This window comes from Amycolatopsis tucumanensis (assembly GCF_021654135.1).
In the GTDB taxonomy this organism is placed as follows: Bacteria; Actinomycetota; Actinomycetes; order Mycobacteriales; family Pseudonocardiaceae; genus Amycolatopsis_E; species Amycolatopsis_E tucumanensis.
This window is the reverse complement of record NZ_JAKGSD010000005.1, coordinates 104082-121997: the sequence shown is the minus strand read 5'-3', so window position 1 is coordinate 121997 and position 17916 is coordinate 104082. Positions and strand designations below refer to the sequence as shown.

General features: G+C 72.7%; 19 protein-coding genes. 5 read left to right on the top strand and 14 right to left on the bottom strand.

Annotated elements, in window-relative coordinates:
• Positions 1 to 73 precede the first annotated feature (73 nt).
• Positions 74 to 655 (top strand): helix-turn-helix transcriptional regulator, encoded by a 582-nt coding sequence (locus L2C96_RS08095; RefSeq protein WP_020418559.1) that lies wholly within the window; start codon positions 74 to 76, stop codon positions 653 to 655.
• 112 nt (positions 656 to 767) lie between these two features.
• Positions 768 to 1637, top strand: a complete 870-nt coding sequence (locus tag L2C96_RS08090; RefSeq protein WP_237335726.1) for a class I SAM-dependent methyltransferase — start codon at positions 768 to 770, stop codon at positions 1635 to 1637.
• A 6-nt stretch (positions 1638 to 1643) separates the two neighbouring features.
• On the opposite strand, the gene L2C96_RS08085 is transcribed toward L2C96_RS08090, so the two are convergent.
• Positions 1644 to 2717 carry an epoxide hydrolase family protein gene (locus L2C96_RS08085; protein ID WP_237335725.1) on the bottom strand — a complete coding sequence of 358 codons (1074 nt, stop codon included), beginning with the start codon at positions 2715 to 2717 and terminating at the stop codon, positions 1644 to 1646.
• Between the two features lie 42 nt (positions 2718 to 2759).
• Positions 2760 to 3896, bottom strand: a complete 1137-nt coding sequence (locus L2C96_RS08080) for an epoxide hydrolase family protein (protein WP_237335724.1) — start codon at positions 3894 to 3896, stop codon at positions 2760 to 2762.
• 89 nt (positions 3897 to 3985) lie between these two features.
• Between L2C96_RS08080 and L2C96_RS08075 the strand changes: the two genes are divergently transcribed.
• Positions 3986 to 4507 (top strand): CGNR zinc finger domain-containing protein, encoded by a 522-nt coding sequence (locus L2C96_RS08075; protein WP_237335723.1) that lies wholly within the window; start codon positions 3986 to 3988, stop codon positions 4505 to 4507.
• Between the two features lie 38 nt (positions 4508 to 4545).
• On the opposite strand, the gene L2C96_RS08070 is transcribed toward L2C96_RS08075, so the two are convergent.
• Together L2C96_RS08070 and L2C96_RS08065 are read right to left on the bottom strand one after the other, a co-directional pair.
• Positions 4546 to 5112: a TetR/AcrR family transcriptional regulator gene (locus L2C96_RS08070; RefSeq protein WP_237335722.1), complete on the bottom strand. Its 567-nt coding sequence runs from the start codon at positions 5110 to 5112 to the stop codon at positions 4546 to 4548.
• An 80-nt stretch (positions 5113 to 5192) separates the two neighbouring features.
• The gene (locus L2C96_RS08065; RefSeq protein ID WP_237335721.1) at positions 5193 to 5795 is read right to left on the bottom strand and encodes a TetR/AcrR family transcriptional regulator; all 603 of its coding nucleotides are present in this window, start codon (positions 5793 to 5795) and stop codon (positions 5193 to 5195) included.
• A gap of 105 nt (positions 5796 to 5900) precedes the next feature.
• On the opposite strand from L2C96_RS08065, the gene L2C96_RS08060 reads away from it, so the two are divergent.
• Positions 5901 to 6950 carry an NAD(P)-dependent alcohol dehydrogenase gene (locus L2C96_RS08060; RefSeq protein ID WP_027935950.1) on the top strand — a complete coding sequence of 350 codons (1050 nt, stop codon included), beginning with the start codon at positions 5901 to 5903 and terminating at the stop codon, positions 6948 to 6950.
• 40 nt (positions 6951 to 6990) lie between these two features.
• On the opposite strand, the gene L2C96_RS08055 is transcribed toward L2C96_RS08060, so the two are convergent.
• Positions 6991 to 7221: a hypothetical protein gene (locus L2C96_RS08055; protein WP_027935951.1), complete on the bottom strand. Its 231-nt coding sequence runs from the start codon at positions 7219 to 7221 to the stop codon at positions 6991 to 6993.
• Positions 7222 to 7246: 25 nt separating this feature from the next.
• On the bottom strand, positions 7247 to 7699 hold the full coding sequence (locus L2C96_RS08050) for a winged helix-turn-helix transcriptional regulator (RefSeq protein WP_237335720.1): 453 nt from the start codon (positions 7697 to 7699) through the stop codon (positions 7247 to 7249).
• Positions 7700 to 7750: 51 nt separating this feature from the next.
• Here L2C96_RS08050 and L2C96_RS08045 point away from each other — a divergent pair, with 51 nt between their 5' ends.
• Positions 7751 to 8941 (top strand): MFS transporter, encoded by a 1191-nt coding sequence (locus L2C96_RS08045; RefSeq protein ID WP_237335719.1) that lies wholly within the window; start codon positions 7751 to 7753, stop codon positions 8939 to 8941.
• Between the two features lie 393 nt (positions 8942 to 9334).
• Here the strand turns inward: L2C96_RS08045 and L2C96_RS08040 are convergent, their stop codons facing one another.
• From L2C96_RS08040 to L2C96_RS08005, 8 genes are all read right to left on the bottom strand, one after another.
• Positions 9335 to 9628, bottom strand: a complete 294-nt coding sequence (locus tag L2C96_RS08040) for a hypothetical protein (protein ID WP_237335718.1) — start codon at positions 9626 to 9628, stop codon at positions 9335 to 9337.
• 71 nt (positions 9629 to 9699) lie between these two features.
• The gene (locus L2C96_RS08035; RefSeq protein ID WP_237335717.1) at positions 9700 to 10071 is read right to left on the bottom strand and encodes a VOC family protein; all 372 of its coding nucleotides are present in this window, start codon (positions 10069 to 10071) and stop codon (positions 9700 to 9702) included.
• Complete coding sequence (locus L2C96_RS08030; protein ID WP_237335716.1) at positions 10068 to 10766, bottom strand: arsenate reductase/protein-tyrosine-phosphatase family protein; 699 nt, start codon at positions 10764 to 10766, stop codon at positions 10068 to 10070. Before L2C96_RS08030 ends, L2C96_RS08035 begins: the two co-directional genes overlap by 4 nt.
• A gap of 32 nt (positions 10767 to 10798) precedes the next feature.
• The gene (locus L2C96_RS08025; RefSeq protein WP_237335715.1) at positions 10799 to 11686 is read right to left on the bottom strand and encodes an alpha/beta fold hydrolase; all 888 of its coding nucleotides are present in this window, start codon (positions 11684 to 11686) and stop codon (positions 10799 to 10801) included.
• On the bottom strand, positions 11679 to 12863 hold the full coding sequence (locus L2C96_RS08020) for a catalase family protein (RefSeq protein WP_237335714.1): 1185 nt from the start codon (positions 12861 to 12863) through the stop codon (positions 11679 to 11681). The genes L2C96_RS08025 and L2C96_RS08020 overlap by 8 nt, the downstream gene beginning before the upstream one ends.
• Positions 12863 to 14206, bottom strand: coding sequence for a Dyp-type peroxidase (locus L2C96_RS08015; RefSeq protein ID WP_237335713.1), 1344 nt, complete (start codon positions 14204 to 14206; stop codon positions 12863 to 12865). The genes L2C96_RS08020 and L2C96_RS08015 overlap by 1 nt, the downstream gene beginning before the upstream one ends.
• Positions 14207 to 14216: 10 nt before the next feature.
• Positions 14217 to 15911, bottom strand: coding sequence for a hypothetical protein (locus tag L2C96_RS08010; RefSeq protein WP_237335712.1), 1695 nt, complete (start codon positions 15909 to 15911; stop codon positions 14217 to 14219).
• Positions 15908 to 17728 (bottom strand): peroxidase family protein, encoded by a 1821-nt coding sequence (locus L2C96_RS08005; protein ID WP_237335711.1) that lies wholly within the window; start codon positions 17726 to 17728, stop codon positions 15908 to 15910. Before L2C96_RS08005 ends, L2C96_RS08010 begins: the two co-directional genes overlap by 4 nt.
• Positions 17729 to 17916 lie beyond the last annotated feature (188 nt).

Sequence of the window (17916 nt, the reverse complement as noted above, 5' to 3'; positions counted from 1 at the left end):
TCTCGGCAGGCATGGGAGTGCACGACGCCGCGAGGGTAAGCACGATTTGCCGCACTGGCATATCATCTTGCCTATGAAGCAAGAAGAAGATTCGCTGGACAGCCTCGTGCGCAAACGGATCCGGGCACTGCGGGTCGCCCAAGGCCTGTCGCTGGAGGAACTGGCCGCGCGAGTCCACCTGGGACAGTCCTCGCTGAGCCGCATCGAGAACGGCCAGCGCCGCCTGGCACTGGACCAGCTCGTCGCACTGGCCCGCGCCTTGGACACCACCCTCGACCAGCTGGTCGAGAACGCCGTGGACGACGTGGTCATCAGCCCGGTCAACCACCACGGCGCGCACGGGCTGAGCTGGCCGATGAAGGGCGACCCCGGCATGACCGTGATGCGCAGGCGGTTCACCGACCCGCCGCCGGACAACCCGGCCAAGATGCGCGCCCACCCCGGCCGGGAATGGTTCGTCGTGCTGTCCGGCACCGCCACGTTGTTGCTGGGAGACCGGACCTTCCGCGTCGACACCAACCGCGCCGCCGAGTTCCCGACCATGACACCGCACGCCATCGGCGCTCACGGCCGCCCGTGCGAGGTCATGTTCATCTACGACCGCGACGCCCGCCGCGGGCATCGCGAAAACGAGGCCGACGACAACGGCTCATGAGGGCACGACCGGCATCCGCGGCATTTTGCGCCCGGGGCATCGCGGGAGCCCACTTCCTTGCGCAATCGGCAAAGGACCGAGCAGCAGAGCAAAACGCTCTTATCGTGGCAGCATGACACGCGCGCATGCCCAGCACCAGAGCCACGATCACCACGGTCACGACCACCACGACGCGGACAGCGCGCAGGCGGAGATCCTCGAACTGGACGCCGAAGCCCTCGCCGAGCACACCACCGGCATCATCAGGTGGCTGCCCCTGCACGGCAGCCCGCGTCAGATCGTCGACCTCGCCGCGGGCACCGGAGCGGGCACGTTCGCCCTTCTCGACCAGTTCCCCGAAGCCCACGTCACGGCGGTGGATACCTCGCCCGGCCACTTGCGGCGGCTCAGCGAAAAGGCGTGCGCCCGCGGGGTGGACGGGCACGTGCGCACGGTGCTCGCCGACCTCGACGAGGCCACCTGGCCCGACCTCGGCACCCCGGACCTCGTGTGGGCCTCGGGCTCCGTGCACCACCTGGCTGATCCCGGCCGCGCCCTGCGCGCCGTCCACGACCTGCTCGCGCCCGGCGGCCTGTTCGTCGTGGTCGAAATGGCGGGCCTGCCCCGCTTCCTGCCCACGACCGCACCCGCCGACCGGCCCGGGCTGGAAGACCGCGTCCACGCCGCGGGCGACCGGCTCCACGCCCGGCACCTCCCCCACCGCGGCGCGGACTGGGGGCCGATGCTCGCCGCCGCCGGGTTCGTGGTGGAGGGCGAGCTCCACGTCGACGTGAACGTCGAGGGCGCGGGCAACCCGGTGGTCGGCCGGTACGCCCTCCATGCGCTGCAACGTGTTCGGGGCGCGGTCGCGGCCGAGCTCGACCGCGAGGACCTCGCCGCACTCGACCGGCTGCTCGACGTCGACGGCCCGCACAGCCTGCTGCGCCGCGACGACCTGGCGGTCCGCACCAAGCGTTCCGTCTGGGCCGCGCGCCGCGCCTGAGGACGCTCAGGCGAGGGACACGGCGGCGCGGACGCCCGCGACGTACTGCTCCGGGCATTCCCATGCACCGAAGTGCCCGCCGCGGGGTTCCTCGACCCACGACCGGACGTCGAAGAACCGGGCCGCGAACTCCCGTGGCGCGTTGACGAGGTCCTTGGGGAAGATCGTGAACGCCGTGGGCGCGACGATCGGTCCCGGCCTGGGTCCGGCCTCCGCGTACGGGGTGAACGAGGTGCCGATCGAGCCGGTGACCCAGTACGCCGTGATCCAGGTCAGCAGCTCCTCGCGGGTGAACACCGTGGTGACGTCGCCCCCGCAGTCGGTCCACGTGCGCAGTTTCTCCAGCAGCCACGCGGCGAGCCCGGCCGGCGAGTCGCCGAGCCCCACCGCGAGGGTGTGCGGCTTGGTCGCCTGCTCCCGCATGTAGCCGCCCTCCTGGCGTTGCCAGCGGTGCCCGGACCGCACGTAGGCCTGCTCGGCGGGCGAGAGGTCCGCCGGCGGATCGACCAGGAACCGGTACTGCGACACATCGGTCAGGTGGAGCGCGGCGACTCGGTCGGGGTACGCCGCGGCGAGCACCTCGGCGACATCGCAACCGACGTCGCCCGCGGACACGACGTAACGGTCGTAGCCCAGCTCGGCGAGGGCGGCGGCCACCGTTTCGGCCATCGCCGCGGCCGACATGCCCCCGCGTGCCACCGGGGCGGCGAACGGGAAACCCGGCAACGCCGGGACGACCACGTTCAGATCCGCCAGGAGCGGCAGGACCTTCTCGAACCGCAGGACCGAGTCCGGCCAGCCGTGCAGCAGGACGACCGGAACGCCGCGAGTCGCCGCGCGCTGGTGGATCAGCCGGAGCCCGCCCGCCAGTGTCCACGGCAGTGCGCGGATCCGTTCTTCGTGCACCCGCCAGTCGTAGTGGTCGGCCCAGTGGGCGACGAGTTCGGCCAGGAAGTCGCCGTCGACGCCACGCTCCCACCCGAATCCCGGGGGCAGCGGCACCCGGCGGTAGGCCCGCAGCCGGGCACGCAGATCCTGCAGCACCGGCCCCGGCACGGCTTCCGGGATGACCTCAGGCATGGAGTTCTCCGTTCTGCGACGGTCCCGTGTGGACGGAGGTGCTCACCGCAGCGAGCCGAAGAAGGCCGTGATGTCGTCGGCCAGCAGATCCGGTTCCTCGTAGGCGGCGAAGTGACCGCCGCGGGGCATCTCGGTGTAGCGGGTGACGTGGTAGGCGCGTTCGACCCAGCTGCGGGGCTGCCGTCCGCCGATGTCGGCGGGGAACAACGCCAGCGCGGTCGGCACCTCGACCCGTTCGACGGGCGGGACCAGCTGGTGGTGGCGTTCGTAGTAGGGGCGGAACGAGGTCGAGATCGTGTTGGTGAACCAGTACAGCGAGGCCTGTGTGAGGAGGAAGTCGTCGCTGAACCGGTTGGTCACGACGCCGTCGCAGTCGCTCCAGGCCCGGTACTTCTCCAGGATCCAGGCGAGCAGCCCGGACGGGGAGTCCGACAGCCCCTGGGCGAGGGTCAGCGGCCGGGTCTGCTGCTGGTGCGAGTACCCGCGCTCGGCGACCTCCCACGCGTGCTCGGCCGCCAGGTAGGCCCGTTCCTCCTCGCTCAGCCCGGTCGCGTCGTAGCCGGCGGGGTTCGCGGCGTCCTGCAGGTGGAGTCCGAACAGCGCGTCCGGATGCGCCTGCGCCAGCCGGCTCACGTCCCCGGCGCCGATGTCGGACCCGTGCGCGCCGTAGCGGTCGAAGCCCAGCTCCTCGGTCATCAGCCGATGCCATAGGTCGTGCGTGTGCGTGCTCGACTCGAGCGTCGGGCGTTGCGGAGCAAGCCCGAACCCCGGCAGGGACGGGACGACGACGGTGAAAGCGGTCCGCGGGTCGCGCCCGAACCGCGACGGGGCCGACAGCCGCTCCGCCAGGCCGACGAGTTCGAGGAACGAGCTGGGCCAGCCGTTGGCCAGCAGGATCGCCCGTGCTCCGCCGCTCTCGGCGCCGAAGTACAGGTAGTGCACGACCGTGCCGCCGATCTCGGCGAACCGGTGCGGCAGGTCGTTGATCGCGGCTTCGTGCTTGCGCCAGTCGTAGGCCGAGGCCCAGTAGCCGGCCAGGCGGCGGAGCTCATCGCCGTCCGTGCCCGCCGCCCAGGGTTCGGCCGGCCACGGTCGCGCCCACCGGGTGCGGCGCAGCCGTTCTCGCAGGTCCTCCAGGTCGGCGTCGGGAACATCGAGCACCGCGTGCGTGCCGGCCATCGCGCTCTCCTCTCGTCTGCGACACCGGTAAAAGCTAACAGCGGTGTCGCAGATCAGCAACACCACTGTCGTGAGATGATGGTGTCGTGGTGTCGCTGCAGGTGATCGAAGACTTCCTCAACACCGTGGACGAGCGCACGTTCAAGCGGCACGGGGAGAGTCATGTGCCCGGCGAGCGGCTGACCTCGCCGCAGGCCCTCGCGGACTGGCTGACGGACCGGGGTCTGGACTTCGGCAACAGCCCGCCGCGGGCGGCGGATCTGGAGACCGCCATCGCCCTGCGCACGGCGCTCCGGCAGGCGCTCGTCGCTGATACCGGGGCGGCCGCGGGACTCGCGGAACACCCGTTGCGGCTCGAACCGGACGCGTCCGGCGGATTGCGCCTCGTCGCGACCTCCGGCCCGGCATGGCTGAACGCCATCGTCGAGACCGTCGCGGGCAGTGTGGCCAGGGGCGAGTGGTCGCGGATCAAGCTCTGCGCCGCCCCGGACTGCCGGTGGGCGTTCTACGACGTCTCACGCAACGGCCGTGGCCGCTGGTGCACCATGGAGATCTGCGGCAACCGCCACAAGACCCGCACCTACCGGGAGCGTCGGCGCCACGAGGCGTGAAGCCGAGCGGTGCTGGTGTGGCCGCGATGCGGGCGTTGCTACCGCATCCCGGCGAGAAGCAGCTCCGTCAGACGGCGGACGGCCACCGGCGCCCGGTCCGGCGGCAGGCCCCGCAGCGACGCGATCGCCATCAACCCGACCCGCACGTCCTCGGTGGCGAGGTCCGGTCGCACGGCGCCGGCCGCCCTGGCGCGACGCACGAGCGCGTCGAGCGAGCGGGTGTGCTCGCGCCGCTCCTCGGCGAACGCCTCCGCGTCCGGGTGCGAGCCGAGCAGGACGTCGTTGAGGTCGCGGTCCCGCACCTGGCGCTCGCCGAACTGGCGCATGATCGCGCTCAGCGCCCGCCACGGGTCGGGGTCGGCGAGGGCGTTGCGCACGTCCTCGCGACAGGCGGCGACCTGCTCGGCCAGCACCGCGTCGAGGAGATCGGGGCGCGCCGGGAAGTGCCGGTACAGCGTCGCGGCTCCGACACCGGCCCGGCGCGCGATCTCCCGCATCGGCAGCCCGATCCCCTCGACGGCGAACCCGCGGCGCGCGACCTCCACGATGCGCCTGCGGTTGCGCTCGCTGTCCGCCCTGGCCTTCCGGCTCACCTCGGCCCGCACCTCCGCACGATCCGGAACAGCTGTTCCCCTTCGGCGTCCACGGTACGCCTGAGATCGTTCCAGCCTCTACTGTGGACTGATCAGCCGGAGCCGGTCGTCGCGCGGTGGCCCTCGATCATGACGCGCGCCGCGGCGACCGACTTCGCGACCACCAGTTCGGGCGAGTAGCCGTGCTTGACGAAGACGCCGTCGAGCCAGAACATGCCGTAGCCGTGCGCCTGGGTGAACAGCTGCTCCATCAGCTCCAGCGCCTCCTGCGGGCTGTCGCACAGGCGCAGGCACAGCAGGAGGAACTGGTCGGTCAGGGTGCGCGTGTTCTCGTGCAGCTCGGTGTAGCCGGGGCCGTGCAGCCCCTCGGCGTAGATGAGGTGCATGCCGGCCCGCCGCCGGATCAGATACGCGGTGTAGGCGCCCGCCGCCGCGGCGAGCGCGGCGGCCGGGTCGTCCTCGCCTTCGACCGCGGCCCGCACCTCGTCGGCCAGCTGGCAGGCCACGGTGGCGGCGACGGCGGCGAGCAGGCTCTCCCGCTCGGGGAAGTGCCGGTAGGGCGCGCCGGGGCTGACCTTGGCGCGCCGCGCGACCTCGGCGACGGAGAACCCGGCCACGCCGCGCTCGGCGATCAGGTCGAGGGACACCCGGACGAGCTCGTCGCGCAGGTTGCCGTGGTGGTACTTCCCGCCCATGACCCAGCTCACATCCCCCGGCCGAAATATGTAAGAGCCCTCTTACGTAGGTGATGTATGAGGGCTCTTACAGTATGCCCCGCGACGTCGTATCCGGGAGGATCCATGACCACGACCACGCACGCTATCGCTGTGCCGTCGCCCGGCGCGCCCCTGGCGCCCACCACGATCCAGCGGCGGGACCTGCGGCCGGACGACGTGCTGATCGACATCAAGTTCGCCGGCATCTGCCACAGCGACATCCACCAGGCGAGGGAGGACTGGGGCCAGGCCATCTTCCCGATGGTGCCCGGCCACGAGATCGCCGGTGTCGTCGCCGCCGTCGGCCCCGAGGTGACCAAGTACCGGGTCGGCGACCGCGTCGGCGTCGGCTGCATGGTCGACTCGTGCGGCGAGTGCGAGTACTGCCGCGCCGGCACCGAGCAGTTCTGCGTCAAGGGCAACGTCCAGACCTACAACGGGGTCGGCTTCGACGGCGAGAACACCTACGGCGGCTACAGCAGGCAGATCGTCGTCAAGGAAGGCTTCGTGTGCCGCATCCCCGACGGCATCGGCCTCGACGTCGCCGCGCCGCTGCTGTGCGCCGGGATCACGACCTACTCGCCGCTGCGGCGGTGGGGCGCCGGTCCGGGCAAGAAGGTCGCCGTGGTCGGCCTCGGCGGGCTCGGCCACATGGCGGTCAAGCTGGCCGCCGCGATGGGCGCGGAGGTCACCGTGCTCAGCCAGAGCCTCAAGAAGCAGGAGGACGGCCTGCGGCTCGGCGCGAAGGACTACTACGCGACCAGCGACGAGGGCACGTTCGAGGCGCTGCGCGGCCGGTTCGACCTGATCCTGAACACCGTGTCGGCCAAGCTGCCGGTGGACGCCTACCTCGGCCTGCTGCGCGTCGGCGGCGCGATGGTCAACGTCGGCGCACCCGGCGAGCCGCTGTCCTACAACGCGTTCTCCCTCCTCGGCGGCAACAAGGTGCTGGCCGGATCGATGATCGGCGGGATCGCCGAGACCCAGGAGATGCTCGAGTTCTGCGCCGAGCACGGCATCGGCGCCGAGATCGAGACAATCTCCGCCGAGCAGGTCAACGAAGCCTACGAGCGCGTCGACAACAGCGACGTGCGGTACCGCTTCGTGATCGACACCGCCACGATCGGCGCGTGATTCCGGTGGGGCTGTCCGTGGACGCGGGCAGCCCCGCCGGCTAGTCCGAAGGACCGCGCAGCGTCAGCACCACCCGGATCACGTGCTCGACGGCCGCGGCGAACATCGCGGCCCGCAGTTCGCCCCGTTCGGCCAGGTTGCGTGACGCGAACTCCAGCACGGCGTCCGGCCCCGCCTTGCGCACCACCAGCTCGGCGATCTCCTCCAGGTCGAGGTCCGGGTGGTCCAGCCGCGTCAGGGCGACCTCCACCAGCAGTTCCTCGTCCGTCACGCCCACCCGCCGCACGCTTCGCACACTACTTGCGCACCGACGTGGTGTCACTGGTCAGCGGCCGCCCGCCCGCGTCGGCGGGGACGAGTGGCGGCACGACCTCGCCGCGGTCGTCGACCAGCACCGAATGCCGTTCGCCGGTCTCGTAGGCGTGGCGCTCGCCCCACTGCCGGAGCGTCACGATCACCGGGAACAGGTCCTTGCCCGCCGGGGTGAGCGCGTACACCTTCCGCTTGCCGGACGGCGCCTCCACCTGGGTGATCAGGCCGTGCGCGGTGAGCTTGCGGAGCCGGTCGGTGAGGATATTGCGCGCGATGCCGGTGCGCTGCTGGAAATCGGTGAACGAGCGGGCGCCGTCCATCGCGTCCCGGATGATCAGCAGGCTCCACCGGTCCCCGACCACGTCCGCCGCCCGCGCGACCGGGCACTCCGGGTCCGTCCACACGCCGTCCTCCACTGAGTTGCGTATTGAAACCATTCTGCCCTACTCTCCAAAGAGTTGCAATTTGAAACCAAACTGGAGGCACGGGTGGGGCGCGGAACGAGACTGCTGCTGGCGGCGGTGTGCGGGGTGGCGGTCGCCGGGGTGTACGCCGGGCAACCGGTGCTCGGGCCGATGGGGCAGGACCTCGGCGTCGCCCGCGATTCGGTCGGCTGGCTCGTGGCCGCCGCGCAGCTGGGGTACCTCACCGGACTGGTGCTGCTGGTGCCGCTGGGCGACATGCTCGACCGCAGGCGGCTGATCGCCACGCACCTGGGGCTGGTGGCCGCCGGACTGGCGGTCACCGCGACCGCGCCCGCCGCGTGGCTGGCGTTCGCCGGTCTCGTGCTGGCCGGCGCGTTCGCGGTGGTCGTGCAGACCGTGGTCGCGTTCGCCGCGTCGATCTCCCCGCCCGGCGAGCGCGGCCGGAACCTCGGCGTCGTCACCTCAGGGGTGGTGGTCGGCATCCTCGGCGCGCGGGTGGCCACCGGGAGCCTGGCCGAGCTGTGGGGCTGGCGGAGCAGCTACCTCGCCCTCGCGGTCCTCGCGGCGGCCCTGTGCGTGCTCAGCCTCGTCGCGCTGCCCGCGGACGTCCGGACCGGCGCGGAACCGTACGGGCGGGTGCTCCGGTCGCTGGGCGGGCTGTTCACGCGACCGGTGTTCCTCGGGCGCGGGTTGATCGCGTTCTTCCTCTTCGCCTCGTTCGGCACGCTGTGGAGCGGGCTGGCGCTGCCGCTGGCCGGCGAGCCGTGGCGGCTGAGTGAGGCGCAGATCGGGCTGTTCGGGATCGCCGGGCTGGCCGGTGCCCTGGGCGCCGCGCGATCCGGACGCTGGGCCGACGCCGGGCACGGCGCGCGGGTCAGCGGCGTCGCGCTCGCCCTCCTGCTCGGCTCGTGGGTCGCGATCGGGCAGCTCGGCTGGTCGCTGGTGCTGCTGATCGCGGGAGTGGTCGTGCTCGACTTCGCCGTCCAGACCGTGCACGTCGGCAACCAGCACGTCCTCACGAGCGCCTTCCCCGACCGGACCAGCAGCGCCATCGGCGGCTACATGGTCTTCTACTCACTCGGGTCCGCGCTCGGCGCCACCGCGACGACCGCCCTGTTCGACGCCGCGGGCTGGACGGGCTGTGCCCTGCTGGGCGCGGCGTTCGCCCTGGGCGCGCTCGGCGCCTGGGCGCTCAGCGAACGCGGCCGTGCGCGCGTGCGTGCTGCCGTGGTCGTGCGCACTGTCCGCCGGTGACGATTCACCGGCCGCCGGTTCAAGCCGGGCCGGGCAGGCTGAGGAACGCGCGTCCTGACTCGCCGGGCGAGAAGTGGCAGGTGACGACGGTCGACATCTCCGCAGAGGCACTGGCTCGCACCCGGGTCCCCGGAGGTGCGGTGGGTGGAGGCGGACTTGTGCATGTGGGAGCCCGGCGCGCGGTTCGACGTGGTGACGACGCAGGTCCACCCGGCGATGCCGCAACTGGGCCGGCCACGGCGGCGGCGATCACCAAGCGGTTGCGGGGCTGGGAGATCGCGACGGCCAAGGAGGTCCGGCGGCAGATGGGGCATGACGGTGTGTCTGGAGGACGTGGTGGAGCGCCACCCGCCGGTGACGCCGGCTCGGCGCGGTGAAGGACCGGCCGCCCGTTCAAGCCGGCCCGGGCGCGTCCTCGACGTGGACGACGTGCAGTTCCGTGGCGTCGCGGTGGCGTTTGGACCGTCCGTAGAGTCCGATCGTGACGTCGGACTCCGCGGGCGGCTCGCCGGGCGCCACGTGCGTCAGGACGTCCGGGCGGTACGACGTGACCAGCCAGCCGCCACCCTCGTCGAGGGTGATCACCCCGAAGTCCCCGGCCGCGCCACCGGCGCGGACCGGGCCGAACGTCCGCAGGAGCTCCGTCGCCTGGTGGGCGAGGTCGCCCTCGGGCTCGGTCAGGACCACGCACGTTCCGTGTTCGAACAGGACCCACGGGCGCGCGCCGGTCAGAACCGTGCGCCAGAGGCCGGCTCCGCTCATCGGGCCGCGGGCTGGAACAGCTCGACCAGGTTGCCCGCCGGGTCGGTGAGCAGGATCTGCCGTCCGCCCGGGCCGGCGACCGGCTCGCCGACGAACGACACCCCCTCGGCGCGCAGGCGCTCGATCTCCGCGTCCAGTTCCGGGACCACCAGGTGGATGCGGTTGCCACCACCGTCCATTCCGGACGGCGTGGCCCGGGCGCCGGAGCTCGCCGGGCCGGACAGCAGCAGCCGCAGGGGGCCGCGCACCACGTCGGCGAACGCGGGGGCCGCGCTGGTGTTCACCTCGAACCCCAGGTGCCCGGTGTAGAAGTCGACCGCGGCCTGGACGTCGTCGACCAGGTAGCGGACCGAGGCGTGTTCGGTCATCGCGCTGCTCCTCCGGTCAGGGCCGGCACCAGGTGCCGGACACGGACATCGATCTCCGCGGCCGTCGCGCGGAAACCCTCGTACCCCGCGGGCTCGGGAATGCTCCAGTGCACCCGCCGCGCCCCCAGGTCCGGGCAGACCTCCCGCGCCTTGTCGCACAACGTGATCACGTGGTCGAACCGGCGCCGCGTCATCGTGCGGACGTCGCGGGGCCGCCCGGACACCGCCACGCCCCTCTCGCGCAACACCCGCACCGCCGACGGGTGCAGGCGCTCCGCCGGCCGCACCCCGGCGCTCGCCGCCCGCACGCGCCCCTCGGTGTGGTGCCGCAGCAGCGCCTCGGCGATCGGCGAGCGCACGCTGTTCCCGGTGCACACGAACAACACGGCGATCCCCCGCCGCACCGGCACCGCGCCCGGACCCAGCGACGGGTGCAGCGCGGCCCCCGCCGCCGCCAGCCCGTCGCCGCATCGGCTCAGGTCGAGGTGGTAGTAGCTGTCCCGGCCGTCGAACGTGCTGCGCGCCGCGGTCACCAGACCGCCCTCGCGCAGCAGCCGCAGGTGGTAGGACACCAGGTTCTGCGGCTCACCGGTCAGCGCGACCAGTTCGCGGACACGCAGATCCCCGTCCGCGAGCAGGCCGAGCAGCTGCCACCGCAGCGGGTGAGCGGCGAGCCGGAGGAAATCCGGAACCATCTCCAGATGATGCATCAAACCGCCTTGATACATCAAGCCCGTTTGACGAGTACCGCCCGCTCGATCTCCGCCGCCAGCAACGACGGCGCCTCCAGATCCACGAAGTGCCCGATGCCCTCCAGCGGCCGCCACTCCACGTCGCAGCCCGCGTCGCGGAAGCTGTCCCGCGCCACGGCAGACGGCAGCGCCTCGTCCTCCAGCCCCCACACCAGCGTCACCGGCACCGGGATCGGGCGGTCGTAGGTGGCGTACAGCCGCGCCCGGGACAACGGGAACACCAGCGTCGCGAAGATCGCCCGGTAGTAGTCGATCGGCGGGCCCAGATCGGCCGCCGACCGGAACCGGCCGACCAGCTCGTCCACCAGCTCCCGGTCCATCCGGCCCCGCGAGCCCTCCCGCAGCGTGAACGACAGCCGCAGCCCGGCGCGGCCCAGCCGGGTCGTCAGCAGGAACTCCGGCGCGAACGGCACCTGGAACGGCAGCACCCACGGGATCCGCAGCGGCTGCAGCTCCCGGAACGTCAGCGCGGCCCGCACCAGCGTGCGCGGATGGGTGCAGTTCACCACGACCAGCTTGCTGATCACCGGGCCGAACCGGTGCGCGAAGATCCACCCCAGCGCGCCGCCCCAGTCGTGCGCCACCAGCGCCGGCCGGTCCAGCCCGAGCGCCTCGATGAGCAGCCGGACGTCGTCGGTGAGCGTGAACACGTCGTAGCCCCGCCGCGGCCGGTCGCTGCACGGGTAGCCGCGCAGGTCCGGCGCGTACACCCGCAGGCCCTCCAGCGCGGCCATCGTCGGCCGCCACCCGGCCGCGCCCTCCGGGAACCCGTGCAGCAGCAGGACCGGCGGGGCGTCGCGCGGGCCGTCGGCCAGCACGTGGAAGTCCAGCCCGTTCGCGGCGACCCGCAGGTGTTCAACCACGGCCGTCCTCCGGGAAGAACCGCTGCGCACCCGGTTCCACGTGCTTGACCGCGTTCATGTCCTGCCGCAGCCGGGAGAGCTGCTGGTAAACCTCCCGCCGCGCCCGGTTCTGGCTGCCCAGCGGCCGGTGCTCGGCGATGGTGTGCCACGGGTTGATCGACAGGCTGTCCGCCCGCGCGCGCTGCTCCCCCGGGTCGAGTTCCTGCCGGTCCAGCACCAGCGTCGCGACCCGCACCGGCGGCGACAACCGCTCCGGCCACACGATCGAGGCGTCCTCGACCGGCATCCGCCGCGGCTCGGTCTGCACCTGCAGGCACAGGTCGAACCCGGCCTGGCGCCGCGCGAGCGTGGCCCGCAGCGCCTCGGACAGGTAGTCGTCGGACGGGTTCCACGGCGCCCGCCCGCGCGCGCCCCGCGGCACGAACCGGTACTGCATCGCCCGTCCCCGGCCGAGCAGGTACGCCGCGCAGCTCCAGTACGGCGTGTCCAGCGGGCTGCTGTGCGTGCGGGCGTAGAGACCCTGCATCACCAGGTCGGCGAGGTGGCTGTCCCGCGGGTTCACGAAGTACCACAGCGGCGAGTCGCGCCCGATCTGCCGCTGCAGCTTCGCGTTCGCCACCACGTCCGGCGTGGTGAACGTGGGCGCGCTGATGCCGGTGAGGTCCAGCGTGTGCCGCTCGTCGTCGAGCAGCTTCGGCCCCAGCACCCCGACGAGCTTGACACCGATGCTGAGCACCCCGTTGTCCTTCAGGTCGGGCGGGGCGAACGGCCCGGGACCGGCGAAGCGCACCCAGGCCGGGTAGGTCGCCGGGCGCGCGAACAGCCCGTGCCGCACCGGGAACGGCAGGCCGTCGTGGATCCGCAGCGAGCCGTGCACCACGCCGTAGGTCTTCGTGTTGCCTGCCCGCAGCGCGTGCCCGTGCGCGTAGTGCCGGTGCAGGAACCGGCTCATCAGGTCGACGATCTCGTCGGTGGCGGCGGCCTCCCCGGGCAGCGGCGTCTCCTCGGCGGGCACCGGCGAGCCGGGCACCCGGCCGCGGGCCAGCGCGGCCTGCACGAGCGCCTGGACCGGCGGCCGGACCACGGCGTCGAAGGCCGGCCGCACCCACGGGTCGACCCGCCGCTCCGCCGCGACCAGCCCGAGCACCGCGTCGTTGAGCAGTTTCAGCCAGTTCATCACGCCGCCAGGTACCGCAGTGCCGCCACGCCCGGCAGGAAGAAGTAGGCGCCGCCGCGGACCTGCACGAAGGACGGCAGCCCGCTGTGCCGCCGCCGCACCGGCGTGGCCTGCTCGGTGAACCGCGCGCCCCGCCCGTTCTTCGGCGCGACCAGCGGGTCGGCGTCGTCGTGCAGGCCGTTGAAGACCGGGCTGTTGATCCAGGTGTGCTGCACGAACTCGTACTGCCGGGCCAGGTTGGCGCTCAGGCACAGGAAGTGCAGCCCGCGTTCGTCCGGGCCGGAGCCGTCCGCGCCGGCGATGGTGTAGCTGCGGCCGCGGCGCAGCAGCCGGTGCCGGTTGTTGACCGCCACCGACTTCGGCGAGCCCGGGCCGGGGTCGAGCGAGTCGCGCGGGTTCGCGCGGCGCACGTGCGCGCCCAGCGGGCAGGACAGGCCGTGCGGATCCTCGGCGTGGTAGGCGAAGTCCTCTTCGGCGAGCGCGGGTTCGTCCCGCTCCGGGGCGAGGACGAGCGGCGCGCCGCTGGGCCACCGCCCCACCATCTTCGCCGCGAGCCGCCGGGCAGGCTGCTCGCCACCCGCCCGCTCGCGCAGGTGCGCCCAGAACCCGTCGACGTCCTGGCGCAACTGGCGGAACACCAGGTAGCTGCCGTCGCGCCCGAGGTCGGCGGCGCCCGCGGCGGTGCGCGGCAGCAGGCCACGCGGGTCGGCGTCGGTGGGCAGCAGCGGCCGCTCGGTGAGCCGCCCGTAGGCGTTGCGGTAGCCCAGGACGAACTCGCCGAGCTCGACGTCGCCGGGCGCGGCCTCCTCCCCCAGGCCGGACAGCTTCGGCTGGGACAGGCCGTCGCGGAAGCCGAACGGCTCGGTCGGGGTGAGCGGGTCGGTGGGCAGCGCGACGGTCAGGGACAGTCCCTCGCTCTCCCGCTTGATCTGGGCCACCCGCCGCCGCAGCGCGGTCGCGGTCGTCGCGTACACCAGGACCAGCAGGTGCACCGGCGCGGTGGACGGCCCGCCCCACGCCCACCGCCGCGGGTCGGCGTCGCCGGAGTCGCCGAGCAGGCGGCTGCGGTGCTCGGTGGTCATGCCCTCGGCGAAGGGCGCCGAGAACGAGTCGACGACCTCCGCGGGGACGCCGAGCGCGCGCATCCCGGCGGCGGTGAGGGCCACGTTGACCGCGGCCTCGGACGGCTTGGCCGCCGCCGTGGACACCTGGGCGGCCAGGTTCCGCAGCGTCGCGCGGGCCGCCCGCTCGCCGGTGACCGCGAACAGCAGGAACGTGGCGTGCCGCAGCCCGCCGTAGCCGCGGACGAGCAGGCCCTGGGTGTCGATGAAGTCGAGGGTCATCGTCGCCACCTCACAGCAGGGCCAGCCAGGACCGGGCCGCCTCCGCGTCGAGGTCGCGGGTGAGGCCGTCCCGGAGTGCGGAGTTGTCGTCGATGTTGCGTGCCGACAGGTCGCCGTAGGCGGAGTACCAGACGGCGGGCAGCTGGTGGGCGCGCAGGTAGGACTTGAAGGCCTGCTCGTCCCGCGCGCCGCCCCACAGCAGCCACCGCGTGCGCGGGTAGCCGACGCCGTTGCTGAACACCGCGTTGAGCCCGGGGGACAACTTGTCGATGAAGTCGTCCATGTAGCTTTCCAGGCTGCCGTCGTAGTTGCTGGCGAAGACGAGCCTGCGGCCGCCGTCGAGGTAGACCCACCGGGCGAAGTGGATGGTCCGCACCCCGGCCAGGTTGTCGGTGGCGTAGACGTGCCGGTTGAACCAGTCCAGTCCGAACAGGACGGTGCGCAGGGTGAAGTGCCGCACCGGCCCCGGTTTGACGTAACCGGTGGCGGTGAACGGGTTCTGCACCCGGGTGTCCTCCTGCTGCGTCAGCTCCGCGAGCCGCGCCCGGGACACGGTCGCGCGTTCGGGTTCGTCGCGCAGCTCCTTGAGGCGGATCAGCACGGCCAGCGCCGGGACGACCGGCAGCAGCAGCGGCGCGACCGCGGGAACCGCGACCAGGTGCGCGGCCTCGCGCAGGCGGTGCCCCACCGCGGTGGGTGCCGCGGGCCGCAGCGCCCACGACAGGTCCGGTTGCTGCGCGACGAAGTCCCGGATCGCGCGGTGCACCGCCACCTCGCCGGTGCCCGTCCACTCCGGTTTCTCGTCGAGGAACTGCTCGATGCGTTCCCGCAGCCTCGCCTCGTCGCGGATCCGGGCCAGGCTCCGCCCGGTGCGGTGCACGTAGGTGGCGGCGGGCGGGATCTCGTGGTCGCGCAGCCACCGCACCCGGCCGCCCGCGGTGCGGGTTTCCGGGTACTCCTCGCACAGCCCGAGCAACGCGGACAGCGCGTCGCCGCGGGCGGCGGCGAGGTCGTGCAGGTGGGCCAGCACGGGCGTGTCCAGCTCGGCCATGTAGACCAGCGACTCGCGGCCGTCGCCGTCGGGCGGCAGCACGAACACCCGCGCGAAGTGCACCCCGGCCATGTCGCGGAACGGGCCGCCGTCGGAGTCGACGCCCTTGCGCAGCTCGTCGAGCAGCCCGGGCACGTCACCCTCGTGGCCCTGCCGCAGCGGCGCCCGGATGGTGAGCGGGACCTGGTGCGGCGACGGGCGGGCCGCGGCGCCGGTGCCGGGCCTGCGCAGCAGGAACCACCCGACCCGGCGCCGCCACAGCCACACCACGCCGAGGTAGAGGTCCTTGGCCACCAGCCGGATCTCGTCCCGCACGCCGCGGGCCACCAGCGAGGTCTTGGAGTAGTCGATGACGACGCACTCCCGGCCGTCCACCCAGCTGTGCCCGGGCGCGACGGCCGCCTTGATCGCGGTCACGCCGACCGGGCCGACGCGGTTCGCCAGGGTCCGGCCCGCGGGGTCGAAGACCTTGCCGCGCCAGGCGACCGACCGGGCGAGGGAGGCGACCAGCCGGTTCACCGGCGTGCCCGGCGCGAGCACCGCGGTGCCGTCCATCGGGCCGTGCGGCACTTCGCCGGGCGGGCTGGCCCGGAACAGCCGGTCCAGCTCGTCGTGGGTCGCGCGCAGCAGCGCGGCCTCGTCCACGACGGTCATGTCCGCACCTCCCACGCGGCGAACGCGTTGTCCACCGTCGCGAGCACCGGCCGCAGGCCCGGGTAGTGCCGGGTGAGGACGGTGGCCATCGAGTTGTCCCGGATCCACGCCAGCCCGGCGTCGGAGTAGACCTGCGGCGTGTAGTACTCGGTGAAGAACCGGTCGCTGTTGAGCCGCCGCGACGCCATCAGGACGAAGATGCGGAACGCCGTGTCGCTGAACGCGAAGCCCTCCGGGCGGCGCTCGGCGAACATGCCGACCGTCAGGTCGACCTGCTCGATGTCGCCGTCGTAGGCGCGGCGGATCTCCTCGGCCCACTCCGGGTCGGCGGTCAGGTCGCGGAAGTCCCGCGCCGGCGGCAGGTGCAGGAGGCGGCGGAACTCGTTGTACCGCGGCACGCCGAGCTCCCGCGAGCGCAGGATGTCGGTGGCCGCGAGGTCCTGCAGGTGCCCGTCCGGGCGCTGGAACTGCTGCAGGTGCTTGGGGAAGTTGTGCAGCGTGACCAGGCCCGGCGGCAGGGTGCCGAAGGAGTACAGCAGGTCGGTCATGCCGATGCTGCCCAGGACCTTGAGCGCGTTGGCGCCGGAGATGTCGGGGAACTCGCAGTCCAGGATCGTGGCGTCGTCCCCGGCCGAGCGCAGGCTCCAGGTGTCGCGCACCAGCGGGTGCATCCGGTACACCGCGACGAACTCCTCGGTCAGCGCGAACGGCACCCCGTAGTGGTCGGTCGCGCCGCCCGGGATCCCGCTGACCACCTCGCTGCCGCTGATGCGGCCGAACAGCCGGTGCACTCGCTCCCCCGCCAGGCCGAACCAGTTGGCCCGCAGCGCGGCCTTCGTGGTCGGGTGGCTGATCACCGCGGGCGTCCACTCCACGGTGTGGATCTTCGCCAGCAGCGCCGAGGTGACCAGGCGGGCGCGCTGGAACAGCTCCTCGTCCGGCCACGACGGGTACTCGGCGTGCAGCCGGTCGCAGATCGCGTTGTGCTCCAACGTGAACAGCGTGCGCAGCATCTCGGTGCCGAGCCAGAAGCCGGGGACCAGCGCGGGGTCGCGGGACGGGTCGTCGGGGATCGGCAGCAGGCCGTTGTCGAGCACCCGCAGCTTGCCCTGCTCGCCGCTGCGCAGCCAGCCCTGCTCCTCGCCGGTGACGCCGTAGATCTGCGAGCCGTCCCACCAGTGGGTGAGCACGTTGACGCGGGTCTGGGGCATCGACGCGCCCGGCGGGCGGGTCGGGTCGTCGGGCGTGCGCATGATGCGCATGGGCTTGTCCGGCCAGGTGTCGTCGTCGGCCAGCGGCACCACCCACGGGTTCTCCTTCGGGCTGGTGCCGTGGCTGAACCAGTCACGGATCATGAACTGCAGCCACGCGGCCACCAGCGAGTTCACCGACGTGGCAGGCACGAACGTGGTGCGGGTCAGCAGTTTCCGGCTGATCTCGCGCGGGCTCGGCTTCAGCACGGCGTCCTCGGTGGCCGGGGTGATCTCGTCGAGCGGGATGTTGCGGCCGAACCGCGCGCCGGCCATGCCCATCGCGGGCTCGGTCAGGTCGTTGTGGCTGCCGTCGACGGACCGGCTCACCAGGTGATCGGGCGTGAGCGGCGGCACCGGCGGCGTGCCCATCGCCGGCAGGCGGCTCGTGTCGTGCAGGTTCTCCTGGCGCAGCCGGGTGCGCAGGCCGATCAGGTCGAGCAGGCCGAGCGGGACCGGCAGCCGGTCCCAGCCCACCACCCGGTCGACCATTCCGGTGATCATGGTGAAGGCCCGCCAGGGCAGGCTGGTGCGATATGTCCGGGTGGTGTTTTCTTGATCGGCCATCGCGGGTTCCCCCGTATTCGTCGGTTGCGCGAATGGACGTGCGAAGATCGGCGCCTTGCCTGCCAGCGTGCGTCGCGAAACGCCCAGCGTGGCACCGGATCACGCGCCCTGTCCAGTACCCGGATGGCCCAAGTGCGCGGGGCCGCTGCGAGAATTTCACCAACACCGGCGGCCGGGCGATCGCACAT